Raw genomic sequence first — 20,246 nt, 5'->3', positions numbered from 1 at the left:
TCGGCCATGACCACGCTGCACTCCCGCTCGCGACGCCGCCGCGTCGTCGCCGCCGCCGGCGCCGTTTCCGCCGGACTGCTCGTCCTGTCGGCCTGTGACAAGCCGACCCCGATCGCCACGATCACCGTCGGCACGAACTCGGTCAACTCCGAAGCCACCTGCTACAACGACGGCAAGGCCCTGGACACGGCCTCCCTCGCCAAGTGCCTGAAGGACACCGGTATCAAGTCCATCAAGGTGGACCCGGACGACACGGTCCGCTTCGGCGTCGACCCGAAGATCGCGGACAACGGCTGGACGATCCTGATGAACGGTCAGGCGCTCACGGACTCCAGCTCCAAGACCTACCGCACCATCCCGGGCAGCGTGTTCTTCAACGCCCAGTACGGCGCCTCCGGCAACTCGACCCTCGTCTCCATCAAGGAGGGCGACAAGTCGGTGCTGGGCCTGTGGTCCTTCAAGCTCAAGAAGGACGCCTGACCACGTCCGCCGCACGCGTCCTCGTAGCCACCGCGGTCCCGGCCGAACGGGACGCGGTGGCCAGGGCGTTCCCGGGCGGGACGACCGAGGTACGGCTGCCGGGCTCGGCCCTGCTGCACCGCACCCGCGCGGGGTACGACCTGCTCGCCGCCGGGGTGGGACCGGCCCCGGCCGCCGCCGGCACCGCGACCGCCCTCACCGCCGCCGCCCTCGACGGCCGCCCCTACGCGCTGGTCGTCTCCGCCGGGATCGCCGGCGGTTTCCAGCCGATGGCGCCCGTCGGCTCCCTGGTCGTCGCCGACGAGATCACCGTGGCCGACCTGGGTGCCGAGACGGCCGACGGATTTCTGCCGGTCACCGAACTGGGCTTCGGGACCGTCAGCCACCGTCCACCAAATTCACTCGTACGAGTGACGGCCCAGGCTGTCGGAGCTCACCCCGGAGCGGTCCTCACCGTCTCCACGGTGACCGGAACGGCCGCCCGCGCGGCCGAACTGCTCGCCCGGCACCCCCGTGCCCTCGCCGAGGCCATGGAGGGCTTCGGCGTCGCCGAGGCGGCCGCCGCACACGCCGTGCCCGTGCTGGAGATACGCGCGGTCTCCAACCCCGTCGGCCCCCGCGACCGAGCCGCCTGGCGCATCGGCGACGCCCTGGCCGCCCTGACCGAGGCCTTCGGGAAGCTCGTGCCCGCCCTGGAGAGTTGGAACCCACATGACCACCGCTGACCCGTTGCGCATCGCGTACTCGCCCTGCCCGAACGACACCTTCGTCTTCGACGCCCTCGCCCACGGCCGCGTCCCGGGCGCGCCCGCCCTCGACGTGACCTTCGCGGACATCGACATCACCAACGGCATGGCCGAGCGCGGCGAGTCGGACGCGTTGAAGGTGTCGTACGCCGTGCTGCCCTACGTCCTCGACGAGTACGCCCTGCTGCCCTGCGGGGGCGCGCTGGGGCGGGGCTGCGGGCCGCTGGTGCTGACCCGGGAGGCGGGGACGGACCTCACCGGCCGTACGGTCGCGGTACCGAGCGAGAGGTCGACGGCGTACCTGCTGTTCCGTCTCTGGGCCGCGGACACGCTGTCGGACGGTGGCGTGGGCGAGATCGTGGTCATGCCCTTCCACGAGATCATGCCGGCGGTGCGGGACGGGAAGGTCGACGCGGGGCTCGTGATCCACGAGGCGCGCTTCACCTACCAGAACTACGGCCTGCACAAGCTCGCGGACATGGGCGAGCACTGGGAGGACACCACGGGCCTGCCGATCCCGCTGGGCGCGATCATCGCCAAGCGCTCCCTCGGCGCCGAGACGCTCACCCGCCTCGCCGACTCGATCCGCGCCTCCGTCCACGCGGCCTGGGACGATCCCGAGGCCTCCCGGCCGTATGTCATGGCCCACGCCCAGGAGATGGACCCGGCCGTCGCCGACCAGCACATCGGGCTCTACGTCAACGAGTTCACCTCGGAACTCGGCGAGGACGGTTACGCGGCGGTCCGCGGACTGCTCACCCGCGCGGCGGCCGAGGGACTCGTCCCGCCCCTCGGCCCGCACGCACTCGATTTCCCCTGAAAAAACGCACGGGACTTACCCGCTTCCGAGACGCATATGCCGCCTGCGCGGCTACACGTCCAGCTGGTCCGCGACCGCGCGCAGCAGCCCGGCGATCTTCGATCCGGCGGCCTTGTCCGGGTAACGGCCGCGCTCCAGCATCGGCGTGATGTTTTCGAGCAGGGTCGTCAGATCCTGCACGATCGAGGCCAGCTCGTCCGGCTTCTTGCGCTGGGCGGCGGCGACCGACGGAGTGGGGTCGAGCAGGACCACCGACAGTGCCTGGTCACCGCGTTGACCGGCGACGACGCCGAACTCCACGCGCTGGCCCGGCTTGAGTGCGTCGACCCCGTCGGGGAGAACCGAGGAATGGACGAAGACGTCACCGCCGTCGTCGCGGGAGAGAAAGCCGAAGCCCTTCTCACTGTTGAACCACTTGACCTTGCCGGTAGGCACGTCTGTCCTCGTCCTCGTATCTCGTCGGAAACTGCTCGGAAAACTTCTGAATGCAACAGCTCTGGAACGGGCCTTGATAGCACTCGGGCGGGTCGACCACGACCCGCCGGTACCAAGGCTAATGGTCTTCGGGCGCGTGACAAGACGTCGCCCGGTTGTTCCTTCGGGCAGGGAACTACCCTGGTCGAGTGCGTGACAAAACCCAAGCGAATTCCGCCGGGCCCGGTGACCGACTGATCCGCGCCGGTGCCGTGGTCTTCTTCATCGGTACGGTGGCCACACTCGTCACCGTGATACCGCTGTTCCTCGGTGCGAAGCCTTTTCCGACGTACATGTACCTGCTGAGCATGCTCATGGGCGTCGGCTTCCTGGTCGCGGGCGCCGGAGTGCTCCAGTCGATCGCGGCCGGACGCCGTCAGGCGCGGGAGGCGTCCTCCCGGTAGCCGTCCTCGCGGTATCCGGCCAGCCAGGCAGGCAGCTCGGTGAGGTCGCCGAGCACCACGTCGGCACCGGCCGCACGAAGCTCCTCCGCATCACAGGGCCCGGTGGCCACCGCCACCGACAGGGCTCCCGCCTTGCGCGCCCCGCGTACGTCTCCGACATGGTCGCCGACGTACGCGCCCGCGCCGTGCTCGCGCAACGCCACCGCCTTCTGCTCGGCCCACAGGTCGCCGACGACGGCGTCCGGGACTATGCCGAGGTGGCTGAGGTGCAGCTTCGCGTTGGGCTCGTACTTCGCGGTGACCACCACGCTCTTCCCGCCGGCCTCCCGCACCGCCGCGATCGCCTCCCGCGCCCCCGGCATGGCGGGCGTCGCCGCGATGGCGATCTCCGGATACATCGCCCGGTACAGATCACTCATCTCCGTGATCCGCTCGGCCGGAAACCAGTGGATCAGCTCCTCGGCGAGCGGCGGCCCCAGCCGGGTGATCGCCAGATCGGCATCGATGTACGTCCCGGTCCGCTCGGCCAGCGCCAGGTAGGCGGCGCGGATGCCCGGGCGGGAGTCGATGAGGGTCATGTCGAGATCGAAGCCGACGGTGAGCGGGCGGCGAGAAGTCATATCGGCCATTGTGCAGGGTGTGCGGGTAGGCAGGGGCTGGGGCCGGGGGGTGGGGACGCTTACCGGCGCTGGCAGGGTGCCGCTGCGCCCACCCGTGCCGCCCTGCGGCACGCCTGCCCGCAGCTGAGTAGCCCCGTAAGGGGCGCGGGGCTGTGTTTGATTTGCGGCTACCGCCGCGTGGGCGCGACCAGCCCCCACCGGCCCACAGCCGCTCGACGGCCGGCCGCCCCGCCCCGTACCGCGCCGCCGCCCTTCCCTACCGCGCCCTCTGCGACCGCCACACCACAAACACGGCCGAGGCCAGCGCAGCGCCCCGTACCACCCACGGCCACGTCTCCCCCACCGCACCGCTCATCTGCCCCTGGGCGATCGGCGCGCCCCACCGCCCGGCGCTGCGCCCCCACAGCCACACGAGCCCGGCCGCGACGGACAGCCCCGGTACCCACATCACCGCCAGCTTCGTCTCCGCCGGGGTGAGCCGCCGGGAGCCGTAGGCGATGGCCCAGCCGAGGACGAGCGCGAACCAGTTGCCGAGCACCGCGCCCACGACGAGCGCGGCGGCGGCGAGCAGGAGGAGGGGGTTGCTCCAGCCGGCCCCGGGACGGGGGACGACGCGGATCCGGCGTCGTCCGGACGGCGCGGCCTCCTCCACCACGGGAGCCGCCGCCTCCTCCACCGGCTCGGCCTCCGGCTCCTCCTTGCGGAACCGCGGCCTGCTGAGCAGCTCGGGGATCTCCACCCCGCCGACGAACCCCGGCACACCGTCGCCGTCCCCGAACGGGCTGCTGTCCACCCGCCACCAGTCGGGCGGCGGTGCCGAACCGCCCGGCTCGGCGGGCCGGGGGCGCGGTACGACGCGGCGCGGATCCTCGGGCCGCGAGGGCGGGGGCGCGTCCCGCTGGGTGGGGACCGCGGCCGCCGGCGGCGACTGGGGCGCGCTGCCCGCCGTACCCCCCGCCGCCTCGACGACCTCGTCGGGCGTGCCCAGCCGGTCCAGGATGCGCCGTACCGCGGCGGGGCTGTCGACGGTCGCCTTCGCCCGTTGCCGGTCGATGTCGTTGCGCAGCCCGGAGACCAGCCGCATCCGCTCGGCCGACGACAACTGGCGCTGGTGCGCGATGTCCCCGACGCGGCTCAGATACTCGTAGACGACCTGATCGCTCTCGATACCCACGAAGTCCCCTCCGGGGCCGGTGCGTTGCCTTGGATTACCCCGTCGGAACGACGGTAGCGCAGGCCACGGCTCACGTCGGCCGGCACACCAGCGGGTAGCGGGTCTCCGAGCAGGGACGGTTGCCGTACTCGCGCAGGATGTCCTTGCCGCCCTGGTCGGTGAGGTAGCGCAGGAAGGCGGTGGCGATGGAGCCGGCGGGCGGTTCGCCGAAGGTGTAGGCGTACTCGGTCTGCCAGTACGGGTACGTGCCCTGCTCGACGCCGACCAGGGTGGGCGGCATGCCGTCGATCTCCAGCTTGACCAGGTTGCCGGACGGCACGCTGCTGACCTCGCTGTAGCCGATCCCGCCGGGATCCTTGCTCACGGCCTGCAGCAGGCTGTCGGTGCCGGTGACCTCGCACACGCCGTACTGGTCCTCGTTCAGGGCCGTGCAGTCGGCGACCTTGGCCGCCGGCACGGGCTTGTTCCCGAGGACCCGCTGTTCGAGGGCGTTGCGGGTGCCGGATCCGACGTTGCGGTTGATCAGGTGGATGGGGAGGCCGGACTTGCCGCCCACCTGGGACCAGAACTTGGCCTTCCCCGCGTAGATGTCGCGGACCTGCTGGAGGGAGAGGGTCCTGACCTGCGCGTCCTCGTTCACGACGAGGGTGAACAGGGTGTAGACCACCGGCCGGGGCAGCAGTTGGTCGTGTTTGCCCTGCGACAGCCCGTCGGAGAAGGTGATGCGGTTGCCGAGCCCGTCGTTGCCCTTGATCCCGGCGTCCGTGCCCGCCTGCTCCAGCCTGGTGATGCCGTCCGTGCTGTTCACGAACGTGCCGTCGTCGACGGGGATGTGCGCGCCCTTCGCCGCGCACAGCTTGGTGTACTCCTTCGCGGCCGCCGTGACCGCGGGCGCGAAGGCGGTGGAGCCCGACAGGTGGAGCGTGCCGCCGACGCAGTCCAGCGGGGCGGGCTTGGCGGGGAAGAACAGGGTCAGGCTCGCCTGGACGAGGACCGCCGCCGCCAGCAGCGCCATACCGCCCAGCGCCGGCCGGGAGGCGAAGGTGTGGCTCTCGGTGTGGGCCAGCTTGAGCCGGGACAGCCAGCGGACCCAGGCGAAGGAGTGGTCCATGCCCCCGGTCACCGCGGCCTGGAACTCCGGTGGCGGGAAGGACGCGTGCGCGTTGCCGCCCCGGCGCTCCAGCACCGCCAGGATCTTGTAGTGGGCGCCGGGGTTGAGCGTCACCTTGGGCAGCCGGATGACACCGACGCCGTCCTCCCAGTCCTTCCCGAAGCCGTCGGTCTCCTCGGTCCTGCCGTCGCGGGTGGTGACGAAGAAGTGCCGGAGGGTGGGCTGGCTGAGTTCGGTCACCGCCATGCCGACGACCCGGCGGTCCCGGAACAGCACCCGGATCCCGGTCTTGTCGTCGGGCGGGGTCAGATAGTCCCCGGGGACGATCTCCCGCCAGCCCGCGTTCTCGATCCGCACCAGCACGAACGACGGCTCCACCAGCTCGTGCCCGTCGTCCCGCATCCGCGCCAGCACGTCGGCGCTCGGCGCGTGCGCGGTGTCCGTGGCCAGGGTGTCCATCTGGAGGCGGTAGCCGAGCCGCTTGCGGCGGATGACGACGAACTCCCACACGAACGCCAGTACCGGGATCACGACGCTGAAGATCGCGACGACGTTGTTGAAATTGAGTTCGACGCCTAGCGTTCTCACGACCGCATCCCCCGAATCGCCTTGCCTCGCCGAATCGCCATGCCTCGCCGCGCTGTTGCCGCCGTCGACGTCGCGCGGTTGCCAGGGAGCCCAGGGTGACGAGCGGGTGCCGGGTGTTGCCACGGCTGCCGCGATCCTCCCGCTGAAATTCATTCGGAGGACATCTGCGAAACGTTCCGTTCGCCCGGCGGCTGCCCCTTACACAGAAACGGCCGGGGGACAGGTGATCCCGGTGTCCACCCCGCACCCGCTACCGTGGGTCGGATGAGCAACCCGGCCACCCCGCCGCGTTCCCTCGCGGAGGCGCTTCGCGCCAGGGACGACGCCTCCCTGGCCGTACTGCTGCGTGCCCGCCCCGACCTCATCACCCCCGTCCCCACCGACCTCACCCAGCTGGCCACCCGGGCCGGCACCCGCGCCTCGGTGCTGCGCGCCCTGGAACGCCTGGACCGCTTCGCCCTGCAGACCGCGGAGGCGCTGGCGGTGGCCGGCGACCCGGCGTCGTACCAGGAGCTGCTGGGTCTGATGGCCGGTGACGGCGGGGATCCGGCCGTCGCCGGCGAGCTGCCGCGTGCCGTCACCGCGCTCCGCGACCAGGCGCTGGTGTGGGGCGACGACGACCGGCTGCGGCTGGTGCGGACCGCGCGCGAGGTGCTCGCCCCGTCGCCGCAGCACCCCTCGCCGACCGGTCTTGGCCCGACCGTGCGGGAGGCCACCTCGGGGATGTCGCCGGGCCGGATCCAGGAGCTCGTCGCCGCCGCCGGGCTGCCCTCCACGCACGACCCGGTGTCCGCGGTGGACGCGCTCACCAAGCTGTTCGGGCACCGGAAGAAGATGGCCAAGCTGCTCGGCGCCGCGCCCGCCGAGTCCCGCGAGGTCCTCTCCCGGCTGGTCTGGGGGCCGCCGTACGGCCAGATCACGCCCGAACCGGCCGCCCACCTGCGCTGGCTCCTCGACCGCGGCCTGCTGCTGCCGACCGCGCCCGGCACGGTGGTCCTCCCCCGCGAGGTCGCCCTGCACCTGCGCGAGGGTCGCGCGCACCGCGAACCGGAGCCCGTGCCTCCGGCCGTCGAGCCGGGGGCGGTCCACCGTCCACAGGTTGTGGACGCGACCGCGGCCGGACAGGCGTACACCGCCCTCGCCACCGTCGAGGAGCTGCTGAAGGACTGGGACGAGGGCGGTCCGGCGGTGCTGCGGGCCGGTGGCCTGAGCGTCCGGGACCTCAAGCGGACGGCCGTCGCCCTGGACCTGCCCGAGCCGATCGCCGCCTTCTGGGTCGAGCTGGCCTACGCGGCCGGGCTGCTCGCCTCCGACGGCGAGGCCGACGAGCGGTACGCGGCCACCCCCGCCTACGACGAGTGGCTGGACGGGCCGCCGGCCGAACGCTGGGCCCAGCTGGCGGAGGCCTGGCTGACCGCGACCCGCACCTCCGGCCTGGTCGGCGGCCGGGACGCCAAGGACCGCGCCCTGTCGGCGCTCGGCCCCGGCCTCGACCGCTCCGCCGCGCCCGAGGTACGGCACCGGGTGCTGACCCTCCTCGCCGCGCTCCCGGAGGGCACCGCCCCGGCCGCCGACTCGGTGCTGGCCCGGCTGCGCTGGGAACGCCCGCTGCGCGGCCCCCAGGTGGGGGTCCCCCCGCGCGAGCGAAGCCGAGCGTGGGGGAGCGACGACGACCTGCGCGGCCGGCTGGCCCGCTGGACCCTGTCGGAGGCCGAGCTGCTGGGCGTGACGGGACGCGGGGCGCTGTCGGCGCACGGCCGCGCACTCCTCGGCGCACCGGCCGCGACCGCAGCCGCTGCCGCTGCCTCAGCCGCTGCCTCAGCCGGGTCCGGGTCCGGGGCCGCGGCGAGGGCGGCTTCAGCCGCGCAGCCCACCGGCCCCGGCGACAAGCTCCCCGTGCACCATCACCATCCCGCCCCCGGCTTCCTCGCCCCCGCTCCCCTCTCGCCGCCCGAGCAGGCCGTCGCCGCCGCGGCCGCCGGCCGGCTGCTCGCCCCGCTCCTCCCCGAGCCCCTCGACCACGTGCTGCTCCAGGCCGACCTGACGGCGGTCGCCCCGGGCCCGCTGCGCCGCCCGCTCGCCGACGCGCTGGGCGTCCTCGCCGACGTCGAGTCCAAGGGCGGCGCCACCGTCTACCGCTTCACGCCGGCCTCCGTCCGGCGCGCCCTGGACGCCGGCCGGACCGCCTCCGACCTGCACGCCTTCCTCGCCGAGCACTCCCGCACACCGATCCCGCAGCCGCTCGCCTACCTGATCGACGACGTGGCCCGCAGGCACGGCCACCTACGGGTGGGCGCGGCCTCGGCGTACGTCCGCTGCGACGACGACACCGTCCTCAACGAGATCATGGCCGACAAGCGGGCATCGGGTCTGGGCCTGCGCCGCCTGGCCCCGACGGTGCTCGCCACCCAGGCCGACCCGGCCGCCCTCCTGGAAGGCCTGCGCGCGATGGGCTACGCGCCCGCCGCCGAGTCCGCCGAGGGCGACGTCCTGATCACCCGCGCCCACGCCCACCGCACCCCGCCGCGCACGGCCCCCGAGCCGGTCCCGGACGGCCCGCCGCCACCGGACTCCACCCTCCTCACGGCGGCGATCCGCGCGATCCGCGCCGGCGACCTCGCCGCCACCACCCCGCGCAAGTCCACCGGCGCCGCCGTCAGGGGCGGCGAACTCCCCCGCACCACCCCCGCCGAGACCCTCGCCACCATGCAGGCCGCCGTCCTCACCGGCGACACCGTCTGGATCGGCTACGTCAACGCCGAGGGCACCGCCACCCAGCGCGTCATCGCCCCGATCCGCGTCGAGGGCGGCTTCGTCACGGCATACGACCACACAGCCGACGAGGTACGCACCTACCCCCTGCACCGCGTAACGGGCGTAGCCGAACTGGCGGAGGACTGAAGCACCCCGAACTGAAGCACCCCGAACTGAAGCGCCCCGGAACTGAAGCGCCCCGTAAGGGGCGCGGGGCTGTATCGATATGCGGCTCCCGCCGCGTGGGCGCGACCAGCCACAACGGCGCCGCAGCCGAACGACGGACCTCCGATCCCGCCCCGCCCCGCCCCGCCCCGCCCCGCCCCGGCTAACAGTCCCTTACCGGCGCCTCGGCCGACAGGCCAAAGTGCGTGCGGGCCGCCGTCCGCAGACCGGTGGACGTCATCCCCCGGTCGAGGCGGGACGCCGCGTAGTGGCTGAAGTGGGTCTCCTCCCACTCGCCGTAGCCGTCGTCCTCCGGCGCCTGCTCCTCGGAGACGATGCGATAGCCGCCGTCGGCCGGGTCCCGCTCCAGCCGGACCACCTCCGGTATCTCCGCACCACCGCACAGCACCAGGGCGCCGGCGTGCTCCCCGTACTCCTCGCACAGGGTGTTGATGCCGGCCCGCACCTGGCCGCCGCTCTCCTGAAGGTCCAGCGCCTCCGCCCGGCAGAACCACCGCGACCGGAGAGCGGGCTCGCTCTCCCCGGACCCGGTCCCGGCGGACTGCGCCACCAGCCGCGCCTCGACCGCGGGGCGTATCTCGGCCCACAGACCGGCGTCCACGGCGCTGGACCCGCGCGCCCACACCCCGGTCGCCACCAGTACCACCACGGCCCCCACGCCGGGTCCCCAGATGCGTACGGACGTCACCCCAACCTCCCCACCGAGCCACGCGTATCCGCGGCTCCCTCGGACATGACACCCGAAACGGACCCAAGGTTGCACCGGACGATCAGATGCCCCCAAAAGCCGGGCGGGGACGGGCACGATCCGTCCAGCGGCGAAGGTGATCGTTCGTGTATGAGGCACACTGGAACTTTGGCCCGTGACTATGGCCGCCGCTCCAGTGGGACTGACGCAGCATGTAGCCCGCCCATGCACCTCGGGGGAGCACAGACGGGGCCATGACCGACTCGCTGAGCCGTGTGGCTCGCCGTCACTCAGCGGATCGGTGCTCTACTCGTCGCAGGTCACGCGGGCTTGGTCGGTGTGAGCGTGCCCAACGCGTCACCATGCGCGTAGGCGTCGATGGCGTAGCCGATGAGGTTGAGGACCTACGAGACGCCAAGCCGAGCGACCTGGACTATGTGCGCTTTACCACGGAGGAACCGCGCATCGAAGTACAGCTCGGGGTAGTGCCCTACGTCTCGGCGAGTGACAGCCAGGACGCCCGCGAACTTGCGCGGGATGTACACAGCTTGATCAGCGTCCGTCTACGGCCGGGATGGCAGAACCTCGCCGCGATCAGCGCCGTGAGGATTCTTGGCTTCGGTCCCGGCATGATGTTCCTGGCCGTCCTCCTGGCCGACAGGCTTGGGCTGATCTCGCCTTCCGATCACACACGCAGTCTGGTCGGACGCGTGATGCCTCCCGCTGTCTTGCTCGGTCTCCTCGGCTCAGTCATCGCCTACAAGCAGTGGCTCAAGGTGGACTATGCAACGCCCGTACTCCCAGAGCGTCGGCGGGAGATCCGAAGCCGATCCGTGCAGGGCAAGTCGGCGCTGGCGTTCGGAATCGCACTGACCGTCATCAGCTCTCTCCTCACACTCGTCCTCGCGCTGCTCACCAACTTCTTCGGCCTCAAGGCATAGGGCGAACTGTGCCGGCGAGCATCGAGGGTTCGCTGGCTGCGTCCGACTGCGCTGTTGGACAGACTGCGTGGCCGCGCATGCGCTTCGGGCTCAAGCGGGAGGGCGACGCCTGGTGACCGATCGCACCACGACATTCGTCGGCCGTTTCCGCTGCGGCCAGGGTGCCTGGCACGTCTCCACGGGGAGTGCGGAAGTCGCCGCAGCCGTTCGGCGGCTCTTCGGCGAACGGTCGCCGATCCAGTCCGGCGGCGCCTCCGACCAGCTTGAATTGCTGCCCCGATCGAGCAGCCTGCCGGTCGTGATCTCCGGCCCTGAATCCATCCGGGCGGGCCTGCTGACGGCGGCGCCCCGCTTCGATCCCAAGCCCGGCGTCCGCGTCGTGTTCCGTCTCACAGACGCTTACGACCTCGGCGGCTTCCGTCTCCCGGTGAGGCCCTCTGCGAGCTCGCCGCGGAGACGGTTGAGTTCACCACCCGCGACGGTGCCACGCTGTCGCACTGCCGCCCCTCCATCGAGATCGTCGGCCCCTGGCGCGAAATCGGCCGGACCGCAGCCTGAACCTGGCAGAACGCGAGGGGGCGCCCCCACCTCACCCGGTGAAGGCGCCCTCTCGCCTGTCCGGCGACGTCAGCCTTCATCGTCCTTGGGCGTCTCGTCCTGCCCGGTCTTCTTCTCCGCGGCCGCCCGCCGCATGTGCCCCTCCTCGCCGAAGTGGACCGACAGACGCGACGTGTCCAGCTTCTTGCCGCCACGCCGCGCGGGTGCCACTTCCACGTAGCCGCCCGCGTTCAGCAACAGGTCTCGCTTACCGGCCACGTCCGAGCGCCTCCACTGCTCGGCGTGCGTCTCGCCGGTCGGCTCCGCCTTCACACCGCCGGGCTTCGCCGTTCGCTGCTTCTCCTTCAGGGAGGCAAGACGGTCCTCCAGCTTGGCGTACTGCTCCGCGTACCGCATCGCACCGTCGTCGCCCTTGAACAGACCCCGGTCGTAGCGGTCCTTCTGCAAGTCGGCCAAGGCTTCCTCGGCCTGCCTGATCTGGGGACGGAAGTCCTCGCCCACCTCCTGGACCATCCGCATCACGGGAAGGTGCCCGTACTTCGCGAGGAACTGTTCGGTGACGTGCTCTTCGGTGGTCACCCCTGCCACGGTGGGCCCGTAGCACTTCTCTCCTGGCTTCGCCTCACCCTTGGCCGCCCGCTGGCGGTACTTCAAGGGGCCGATGCACCGGTACCGAAGCTGGCCGTTGCGTCCGCTGAAGGTGTACATGCGCTCACCGCACACTCCGCAGTGCATGATGCCGCGCAGCAGCGACGTCCCCTCCCGGCGCTTCTCACCGGGATTGGCCCGGCGCTCCAGCTCATCCTGTAGCGCCTGCCAGGTGTCCGTGTCGAGAATCGGCGGACGGTTGACCAGGGGCAGCCCGTCCGTCCGCAGGATCGGCTTTCCGTCCTCGACGACCTGGCCGAGCAACTGGGGATTGCCCAGCAGGCTGCGCAGAGTCGTCGTGTACCACTGTTTGGAGTCGCTGCGCTTGCCCGTGGTCTGGCGTGAGGTGTGGCCGGGCGATGGGACGCCCTCCTTGTTGAGGTCGTTGATGATCTGCATGAGCGAGTCCTTGGCAAGGACCTGCTCCACGATCCTCCTGATCGTCTTGGCCTCGTCCTCGTTGACCGCGAGAACCTTGCCCGCCCCGTTCGGGTTGGGGACGACCATGTACCCGTACGGGACCCGGCCCCCGGTGTAGCGGCCCTCGCGGCGCAGGTGCTCGTGCGCGCTGGACACCCGCATGCCGATGGTGTCGGACTCCAGCTCCGCGAAGACCGCGATCACCTTCGCCATAGCCCGGCCCATGGAGGACGTGAGATCGAGAGGCTCCGTCGCCGACGCGAGCGCGACGCTCTGGTGCTCGGCGAGTCGCATGATCTCCGCGAAGTCGACCGTCGAGCGTGCGAGCCGGTCGATCTTGAAGAACACGATCACGTCCAGCTCGGCAAGCCTGGTCAGGATGCGTTGCAGCCCCGGCCGGTCGAGGCCCCGCGAGAAGCCGGAGACATCGATGTCTTCCTCGACGACTATGACGTCCCAGCCACGTGCCTCACACAGTGCCTCGCAGGCCGCTCTCTGGCGCTCAGGAGAAGTCGTCTCGTCCGTTTCACGCGATAGGCGAACATAGATAGCAGCGCGCATCCCCGGCGCGCTGGCCGGAACGCCCTTTCGGTGCCGGGCACGGGGCATGGCCCGAGCCGTGGCAGGTGTGCTGTCTGTCACGGTGACAATCCAATCCGTGGAGGTATGCGTGTCCTGCCTAATCGTCCAGTCCGACAAGACCCTGCTCCTGGAAGTCGACCACGAGCGGGCCGACGACTGCCGTCGGGCGATCGCGCCCTTCGCCGAGCTGGAGCGGGCACCGGAGCACATCCACACCTACCGGGTGACCCCGCTGGGGCTGTGGAACGCGCGGGCGGCCGGGCACGACGCCGAGCAGGTCGTGGACGCCCTGGTCGAGTACAGCCGCTATCCGGTACCGCACGCGCTGCTGGTCGACATCGCCGAGACGATGGACCGGTACGGGCGGCTGACGCTCAGCAAGCACCCCGCGCACGGGCTGGTGCTCACCACCACCGACCGGCCGGTCCTTGAGGAGATCCTGCGCTCCAAGCGGGTCGCCCCGCTGGTCGGCGCCCGGATCGACCCGGACACCGTCGCCGTGCACCCCTCCGAGCGCGGGCAGATCAAGCAGACCCTGCTGAAGCTGGGCTGGCCCGCCGAGGACCTCGCCGGATACGTGGACGGGGAGGCCCACCCGATCGAGCTCGCCGAGGACGGCTGGGCGCTGCGGCCGTACCAGAAGCAGGCCGTGGAGAACTTCTGGCACGGCGGCAGCGGCGTCGTCGTCCTGCCCTGCGGTGCCGGGAAGACGCTGGTCGGCGCCGGGTCCATGGCGCAGGCCAAGTCGACGACCCTGATCCTCGTCACCAACACCGTCTCGGCCCGGCAGTGGAAGCACGAGCTGGTGAAGCGGACGAGTCTCACCGAGGACGAGATCGGGGAGTACAGCGGGACGCGGAAGGAGATCCGGCCCGTCACGATCGCCACCTACCAGGTCCTCACGACCCGGCGGAAGGGCGTCTACCCGCACCTCGAACTCTTCGACTCCCGCGACTGGGGCCTGATCGTCTACGACGAGGTCCATCTGCTGCCGGCTCCTGTCTTCAAGTTCACCGCCGATCTGCAGGCGCGCCGGCGGCTGGGGCTGACGGCCACCCTCGTGCGCGAGGACGGCCGGGAATCGGACGTGTTCTCCCTCATCGGGCCCAAGCGGTTCGACGCTCCGTGGAAGGAGATCGAGGCGCAGGGCTACATCGCACCCGCCGACTGCGTGGAGGTGCGGGTGAACCTGACGGACTCGGAGCGGCTGGCGTACGCCACCGCCGAGACCGAGGAGAAGTACCGCTTCTGTGCGACCACCGCGACCAAGCGGAAGGTCACGGAGGCGATCGTGAAGCGCTTCGCGGGGCAGCAGATCCTCGTCATCGGCCAGTACATCGACCAGCTCGACGAACTGGGCGAGCACCTGAACGCCCCCGTCATCAAGGGCGAGACCTCCAACGCCCAGCGCGAGAAGCTCTTCGACGCCTTCCGCGAGGGCGAGATCAGCGTGCTGGTCGTCTCGAAGGTCGCCAACTTCTCCATCGACCTGCCGGAGGCGACGGTCGCCATCCAGGTGTCGGGCACCTTCGGGTCGAGGCAGGAGGAGGCCCAGCGGCTGGGACGCGTACTGCGGCCCAAGGCCGACGGCCACCAGGCCCACTTCTACTCGGTCGTCGCCCGCGACACCATCGACCAGGACTTCGCCGCCCACCGGCAGCGCTTCCTCGCCGAGCAGGGGTACGCCTACCGCATCATGGACGCCGACGAGCTCCTCGCGGAGGGCTGACGAGCGTTCGGCAGGGGGTTGCCGGGCCGGTCCGGCAGGGCGGCGCCGCGCCTTCGCAGGACGACCGCGGCGCCCGCCAGCAGCGCCAGTCCGAGGAGCGGGTACGGCGACGCGAGCGGCTGCTGCCACCACGGCAGGTGCAGGTCGCGGTCGCCCTCGTGGGGCACCAGCCACATCGTGCGTGCCGTGAACACGAGTGCCGTCGCCGCCGCGAGGAGCATCCGGCCCTCGGCCAGCAGGACCGCCAGCAGCGGCACGCACCACACCCAGTGGTGGGACCAGCTGATCGGGCAGACCAGCAGGGCCGTGAACGCGGTGAGCAGGATGCCCCAGCGGTCGGAGCGGGGGTCGCGGGCGCGGGTCGCCAGCCACAGGCCCGTCGCCGCGAGTGCGCTCGCCGGGAGGGCCCAGGCCAGGCCCGGTGTCTCCGTGCCCGCCGCCCTGGCGATCAGGCCCTGGAGCGACTGGTTGTCGATGATCCAGGCCTTGCCGACCCGGCCGGTCTCGAACACGCGCCGCGTCCAGAAGTCCACGGTGGCCGAGGGCAGGAGAAGGGCGCCGAACAGGGCCGTGCCGGCGAAGGACGCCGTCGCGGTGGCCGCCTCCTTTCTGCGTGCGGTGAGGAACAGGTAGGCGATGAAGATCGCCGGGGTGAGTTTGACGCCCGCCGCGATGCCGAGGACCAGGCCCTTGGCGCGGGCACCGGGCGGGCGGGTCAGGTCCCACAGGACCAGGCAGGCGATCGCCAGGTTGACCTGGCCGAAGAGCAGCGTCTGGAAGACCGGCTCCAGCCAGAGGGCGAGCCCCGTGGCCGCGCACAGCAGCGGGAGGGGTGCCGTGCGGCCGGCCAGACGGGCGGAGAGGGCGACGAACCGGGCGAGCAGGAGCGCGTTGCCCGCGAGGAACGCCACCTTCAGGGCCGGGACGGGGATCCAGGCCGTCGGGACGAACAGGACCGCCGCGAAGGGCGGATACGTCGCCGGCAGCCGCCATTCGGTGACCGTGAAGCCGTACAGGTCACCGCCGTGGACCACGGCTTCGCCCTCGGCCCGGTAGACCAGCAGATCGGCCATCGGGGCGTGGAGCAGGACGCAGAGGGCGGCGAAGGAACAGAGGGAGACCGTCAGTAAGGAGAGGGACAGGGGGAGGGAGAGACGGCGGGGTGGGGCGGCAGGGGCTGCAGGGGCGGCAGGGGGTGATGTCACCGTCCGGTTCGGCACGGTGGTGACCCTATGCCATCACTTGCGGTGTATGCCCGTCTCCTCGCCGTACTCGCCGAGTATCGCGACGCTGAACGCCGCGCCGACGAAGACCTTGACGGCGCGCAGGGCGTCGCCGAGGCGGTGGTGGGTGTGAGGGACTCCGTCGAGGGCCGTGGCGCCCGGGGGGCCGCTGGGGGCTGGGTGGATGGTTGCTGCGCTCATGCCTCAATGGTGGAACTTCGGACATAAGCATGGCATCGGTCCACGGGTCCAATTTCCGGCATCCTCCCGTCCACCCCCCGACGGACCCCGCCCCCCACCTCCGACCCACCCTCCGGGTGACGCTCCCCCTAGGGGACTCAGCGGGTGCGGGTGGGTGGGGGCTGGTCGCGCCCGCGCGGCGGAGCCGCATATTGATACAGCCCCGCGCCCCTGACGGGGCGCTGCCCCCGGAAATCCATTGGCCTCCCCCGCCCCCACCTCACTACAATCTCCGCTCTTGCCCGCCTCCGCCCCCCGGAGTGCCGCCCACCCGTCTCCCACCACCACCCTCAACCGAGGCCCTACGGGCCGCCCCTACGTTGCCGGACGGAAACCGGTCGGCTGATCGCCACCTGTGCGCCATCCACACCTGAGCGCCATCGACTCGCAGGCCTTCGGAGGCACCCCCTTGTCCACGCCCGCCCACGACCCGCTAGCGGACCCGCACCCCGACCCCCTCTCCCGCGAACGCTCCCACCTCGCCGAGTCCCGCGCCGCCCTGCGCGCCATGCGGGAGGACGCCGAGTCGCTGGACATCAGCGACGTCACCGCGAACTGGGTCAACGCCGAGGTCCTCGCCCGCCAGATGGAGGAGCGCATCAAGGCGCTGGCCGACCTCAGCGACACGCCGCTCTTCTTCGGCCGCCTCGACTACCTGCACGCCCCCGGCGCCGACCAGGCCGAGGGCGCGTACGGCGAACGCTTCTACATCGGCCGCCGGCACGTGCACGACCACGACGGCGACCCGATGGTCATCGACTGGCGGGCGCCGGTCTCGCAGCCGTTCTACCGGGCGTCCAAGAAGGACCCGATGGACATCGCGCTGCGCCGGCGCTTCGGGTACACCCGCGGCGACATCACGGCGTACGAGGACGAGCACCTCTCCGACCCCGCCGAGGCGGCCCGCACCAGCAAGCTGCTCCAGCAGGAGATCGAGCGGCCGCGTGTCGGTCCGATGCGCGACATCGTGGCGACCATCCAGCCCGAGCAGGACGAGATCGTGCGCAGCGGGCTCGGCGGAACGGTGTGCGTGCAGGGCGGCCCCGGGACCGGGAAGACCGCCGTCGGCCTGCACCGGGTCGCGTACCTCCTCTACGCCCACCGGGAGCGGCTCGCCCGCACCGGCACCCTGGTCATCGGGCCGAACCGCTCCTTCCTGCACTACATCGAGCAGGTGCTGCCCGCGCTGGGCGAGCTGACCGTGCAGCAGGCGACGGTGGACGACCTGGTGGCGAAGGACGTCGACGTACGCGGCAGCGACGACGCCCCCGCCGCGATCGTCAAGGGCGACGCCCGGATGGCGGAGGTCCTGCGCAGGGCCGTCCACGCGCACGTCACCCTGCCCACCGAACCGGTCGTGGTGGTGCGCGGCTCCCGTCGCTGGCGCGTCCCGGCGTACGAACTGGAGGACATCGTCCGTGAGTTGCTGGAGCGGGGTATCCGGTACGGCGCGGCGCGCGAGGCCCTGCCGCAGCGCATCGCGCACGCCGTGCTGGTCCAGATGGAGCGGTCGGGAGAGGCGCCCGACGACCGCGTGCAGGACTCGGTGGCCCGCAACGCGGCGGTGAAGGCGGCCGTCAAGCACATCTGGCCGCCGGTCGACCCGGCGAAACTCGTCCTGCGCCTGCTCACGGACGCGGACTTCCTCGCGGAACACGCCGCCGGGATCCTCGACGAGGACGAGCAGAAGACGATCGTGTGGGCGAAGCCGGTGCGCAGCGTCAAGTCGGCCACGTGGTCGGCCGCGGACGCGGTGCTGATCGACGAGGCGACGGACCTCGTCCAGCGCACGCACTCGCTCGGCCATGTCGTCCTGGACGAGGCGCAGGACCTCTCCCCCATGCAGTACCGCGCGGTCGGCCGCCGCTGCACCACCGGTTCGGCGACCGTCCTCGGCGACCTGGCGCAGGGCACCACGCCCTGGGCGACGCGGAGTTGGGACGAGGCCCTGTCCCACCTCGGCAAGGCGGACGGCGTCATCGAGGAACTGACGGCGGGTTTCCGCGTCCCCACGGACGTCATCACCTACGCCTCCCGGCTCCTCCCGCACATCGCCCCCGGCCTGGCGCCGGTCGCCTCGGTCCGCGAGAACCCCGGTTTCTTCGCCCTCCGCGCCATCGCGGACACCGGCGAAGTGGTCGCCGCGTGCGAGGAGTTGCTCCGCAACGAGGGTTCGACGGGCCTGATCGCGGCGGACGCGCGCGTGCCGGCGCTCGCGGAGGCGCTGACGGCGGCGGACATCGGCTACCTGGCCCCCGGCGAGGAGACCACGGCCGAGACCCGCCTCACCCTGGTCCCGGCGTCGCTGGCCAAGGGCCTGGAGTACGACTACGTGGTCCTCGACGAGCCGGGGGCCGTGGTCGACGGCGAACCGGACGAACGCACCGGCCTGCGCCGTCTGTACGTGGCCCTCACCCGGGCCGTGTCCGGCCTGATCGTGACCCACGCGGCCCCGCTGCCGCCGCAGCTGACCTGAGCCGTCCGGGCTCCCACCACCGCTTCCCCGGCGACGGCAACGGCGACGGCGATGACGACGGCGGCTAAAGCGCCTCCGGCAGCGCCCCCAGTACGGCGTCCAGCAGCGCAATCGACGCACCTGGGGGACTCGTGCGCCTACGCCTGCTCCTGCTCGCTCTCGGCACCTTCGCCGTCGGCACCGACGGCATGGTGACGGCCGGCATCCTGCCGCTCGTCGCCCGCGATCTGGACGTGTCCATCTCGGTCGCCGGACAGATGGTGACCGTCTTCGCCCTCGCCTACGGCATCCTCGCCCCCGTCCTGGCCACGGCGACCGCCCGCTGGCCCCGCCGCCACGCCCTGCTCACCGCGCTGGCCGTCTTCACGGCCGCCAACGCGCTCACGGCGCTCGCCCCGTCGTACGGCGCCCTGCTCGGCACGCGCGTGCTGGCCGCCGTGGGAGCCGCCCTCTACACCCCCACCGCGAGCGCGGTCGCGACCTCGCTGGTACCGCCGGAGCGGCGCGGGCGGGCCATCGCGGTGATGGGGGTCCCCCCGCTCGGGCGAAGCCGAGAGTGGGGGAGGGCGGGCTGACGGTCGCGACGGCGCTCGGGGTGCCGCTGGGCACCTGGATCGGCCGTACGGACTGGCGGCTGACGATGTGGCTGGTGACGGGCCTGGGCGCGGCCGCCTTCGCCGGCCTTGCCGCCCTCCTGCGGGAACTCCCGCAGCCGGCCGCCGCGTTGACCCTCCGGGAGCGGCTGGCGCCGCTTGCCGACCGGCGGGTCGTGGGTGCGGCGGCCACCACGTTCCTGATCTTCGTGGCCTTCCAGACGACCTACATCTACTACACGGTGGCCACCCGGCCCGCGACCGGCGGCTCCCAGGACAGGCTGACCCTGCTGCTCCTGGTCAGCGGCGTCGCGGCAGTGGCCGGTTCGCAGCTGGGCGGGCGGCTCGTGGACGCGTGGGGACCGCGCGTGGTGGTGCTGTCGGCCCTCGCCGCCTACGTCGCGGTGGCGGCGGCCGCGCCCTGGACGCTGCGCACGATGCCGACGGCGCTCGCCGCGTCGGTGGTCACGCCGGTGATCGGGTGGGCGCTGGCGGTCGCCCAGATCACCCGGATCACCTCCATCGCCCCCGCCAATGCGCCGGTGCTGGTGTCACTGAGCAGCAGTGCGACGTATTTGGGGATGGCGGCGGCGGGGGGTACGGGGAGTCTCGCGCTGGAGCTTTTCGGGGATCGGTGGTTCCTGCTGGCGGGGGCGGGGATCGCGGTGTTGGCGCTGGGAGTGGCGGGGGCGACCACGGCCCATGGGGTGCCTCTTGAGGGCCCTCACCAAGTGCGGGTGCGTGAGGACTCGTCGCAACCACTCGGCGGATCCCCGCGTTGACCACGGACG

Annotated in this window: 18 protein-coding genes; 10 read left to right on the top strand and 8 right to left on the bottom strand. The window is 71.9% G+C overall.

What is annotated here, in order from left to right:
- Positions 1–6 precede the first annotated feature (6 nt).
- Genes SSP29_RS55850 through SSP29_RS18915 form a run of 3 tightly spaced genes read left to right on the top strand, consistent with a single transcriptional unit; the run spans position 7 to position 2,046 of the window.
- On the top strand, positions 7–480 hold the full coding sequence (locus tag SSP29_RS55850; protein WP_089101877.1) for a DUF2771 domain-containing protein: 474 nt from the start codon (positions 7–9) through the stop codon (positions 478–480).
- Positions 450–1,205, top strand: coding sequence for a futalosine hydrolase (locus tag SSP29_RS18920; RefSeq protein ID WP_174855978.1), 756 nt, complete (start codon positions 450–452; stop codon positions 1,203–1,205). Before SSP29_RS55850 ends, SSP29_RS18920 begins: the two co-directional genes overlap by 31 nt.
- Entirely contained in the window at positions 1,192–2,046 is an 855-nt protein-coding gene (locus tag SSP29_RS18915) for a 1,4-dihydroxy-6-naphtoate synthase (protein ID WP_089101876.1), read from the top strand. The genes SSP29_RS18920 and SSP29_RS18915 overlap by 14 nt, the downstream gene beginning before the upstream one ends.
- 51 nt (positions 2,047–2,097) lie before the next feature.
- On the opposite strand, the gene SSP29_RS60925 is transcribed toward SSP29_RS18915, so the two are convergent.
- Positions 2,098–2,481 (bottom strand): cold-shock protein, encoded by a 384-nt coding sequence (locus tag SSP29_RS60925; protein WP_089101875.1) that lies wholly within the window; start codon positions 2,479–2,481, stop codon positions 2,098–2,100.
- A 188-nt stretch (positions 2,482–2,669) separates the two neighbouring features.
- On the opposite strand from SSP29_RS60925, the gene SSP29_RS18905 reads away from it, so the two are divergent.
- Positions 2,670–2,924 (top strand): hypothetical protein, encoded by a 255-nt coding sequence (locus tag SSP29_RS18905; RefSeq protein WP_089101874.1) that lies wholly within the window; start codon positions 2,670–2,672, stop codon positions 2,922–2,924.
- Here SSP29_RS18905 and SSP29_RS18900 read toward each other — a convergent pair.
- The 3 genes from SSP29_RS18900 to SSP29_RS18890 all read right to left on the bottom strand — a co-directional run bounded on the left by SSP29_RS18900 (position 2,897) and on the right by SSP29_RS18890 (position 6,417).
- A complete protein-coding gene (locus tag SSP29_RS18900) occupies positions 2,897–3,544 on the bottom strand; it encodes an HAD family hydrolase (protein ID WP_089101873.1) in 648 nt (215 codons plus the stop codon). The genes SSP29_RS18905 and SSP29_RS18900 overlap by 28 nt on opposite strands.
- Before the next feature lie 256 nt (positions 3,545–3,800).
- A complete protein-coding gene (locus SSP29_RS18895; protein ID WP_089101872.1) occupies positions 3,801–4,718 on the bottom strand; it encodes a hypothetical protein in 918 nt (305 codons plus the stop codon).
- Positions 4,719–4,788: 70 nt separating this feature from the next.
- On the bottom strand, positions 4,789–6,417 hold the full coding sequence (locus SSP29_RS18890) for a PstS family phosphate ABC transporter substrate-binding protein (protein WP_245883137.1): 1,629 nt from the start codon (positions 6,415–6,417) through the stop codon (positions 4,789–4,791).
- 264 nt (positions 6,418–6,681) lie between these two features.
- Between SSP29_RS18890 and SSP29_RS18885 the strand changes: the two genes are divergently transcribed.
- A complete protein-coding gene (locus SSP29_RS18885) occupies positions 6,682–9,318 on the top strand; it encodes a helicase-associated domain-containing protein (RefSeq protein WP_089101870.1) in 2,637 nt (878 codons plus the stop codon).
- A gap of 181 nt (positions 9,319–9,499) precedes the next feature.
- Here the strand turns inward: SSP29_RS18885 and SSP29_RS18880 are convergent, their stop codons facing one another.
- Positions 9,500–10,045 (bottom strand): hypothetical protein, encoded by a 546-nt coding sequence (locus tag SSP29_RS18880; protein WP_150134453.1) that lies wholly within the window; start codon positions 10,043–10,045, stop codon positions 9,500–9,502.
- Between the two features lie 362 nt (positions 10,046–10,407).
- Here SSP29_RS18880 and SSP29_RS18875 point away from each other — a divergent pair, with 362 nt between their 5' ends.
- Positions 10,408–10,986, top strand: a complete 579-nt coding sequence (locus tag SSP29_RS18875; RefSeq protein WP_089101869.1) for a hypothetical protein — start codon at positions 10,408–10,410, stop codon at positions 10,984–10,986.
- A 627-nt stretch (positions 10,987–11,613) separates the two neighbouring features.
- Here SSP29_RS18875 and SSP29_RS18870 read toward each other — a convergent pair.
- Positions 11,614–13,311, bottom strand: coding sequence for a recombinase family protein (locus tag SSP29_RS18870; protein ID WP_145968916.1), 1,698 nt, complete (start codon positions 13,309–13,311; stop codon positions 11,614–11,616).
- Here SSP29_RS18870 and SSP29_RS18865 point away from each other — a divergent pair.
- The gene (locus tag SSP29_RS18865) at positions 13,283–14,923 is read left to right on the top strand and encodes a DNA repair helicase XPB (protein ID WP_089101867.1); all 1,641 of its coding nucleotides are present in this window, start codon (positions 13,283–13,285) and stop codon (positions 14,921–14,923) included. The two genes, SSP29_RS18870 and SSP29_RS18865, sit on opposite strands and share 29 nt — an antisense overlap.
- On the opposite strand, the gene SSP29_RS18860 is transcribed toward SSP29_RS18865, so the two are convergent.
- Both SSP29_RS18860 and SSP29_RS18855 read right to left on the bottom strand, forming a co-directional pair.
- The gene (locus SSP29_RS18860; RefSeq protein WP_089101866.1) at positions 14,881–15,996 is read right to left on the bottom strand and encodes a glycosyltransferase 87 family protein; all 1,116 of its coding nucleotides are present in this window, start codon (positions 15,994–15,996) and stop codon (positions 14,881–14,883) included. The genes SSP29_RS18865 and SSP29_RS18860 overlap by 43 nt on opposite strands.
- Positions 15,997–16,161: 165 nt before the next feature.
- The gene (locus SSP29_RS18855) at positions 16,162–16,347 is read right to left on the bottom strand and encodes a hypothetical protein (RefSeq protein WP_089101865.1); all 186 of its coding nucleotides are present in this window, start codon (positions 16,345–16,347) and stop codon (positions 16,162–16,164) included.
- Between the two features lie 448 nt (positions 16,348–16,795).
- Here SSP29_RS18855 and SSP29_RS18850 point away from each other — a divergent pair, with 448 nt between their 5' ends.
- The 3 genes from SSP29_RS18850 (at position 16,796) to SSP29_RS18845 (ending at position 20,237) form a co-directional block, all read left to right on the top strand.
- Positions 16,796–18,862 carry a HelD family protein gene (locus SSP29_RS18850; protein ID WP_089102382.1) on the top strand — a complete coding sequence of 689 codons (2,067 nt, stop codon included), beginning with the start codon at positions 16,796–16,798 and terminating at the stop codon, positions 18,860–18,862.
- Between the two features lie 131 nt (positions 18,863–18,993).
- Positions 18,994–19,437, top strand: a complete 444-nt coding sequence (locus tag SSP29_RS59780; protein WP_150134449.1) for an MFS transporter — start codon at positions 18,994–18,996, stop codon at positions 19,435–19,437.
- Positions 19,419–20,237 (top strand): MFS transporter, encoded by an 819-nt coding sequence (locus tag SSP29_RS18845; protein ID WP_150134448.1) that lies wholly within the window; start codon positions 19,419–19,421, stop codon positions 20,235–20,237. Before SSP29_RS59780 ends, SSP29_RS18845 begins: the two co-directional genes overlap by 19 nt.
- Positions 20,238–20,246: the final 9 nt, after the last annotated feature.

Source organism: Streptomyces hyaluromycini (assembly GCF_002217755.1).
Lineage (GTDB): Bacteria > Actinomycetota > Actinomycetes > Streptomycetales > Streptomycetaceae > Streptomyces > Streptomyces hyaluromycini.
Note: the sequence above shows the minus strand (reverse complement) of the source record. Positions and strands in the feature narration are given on the sequence as shown.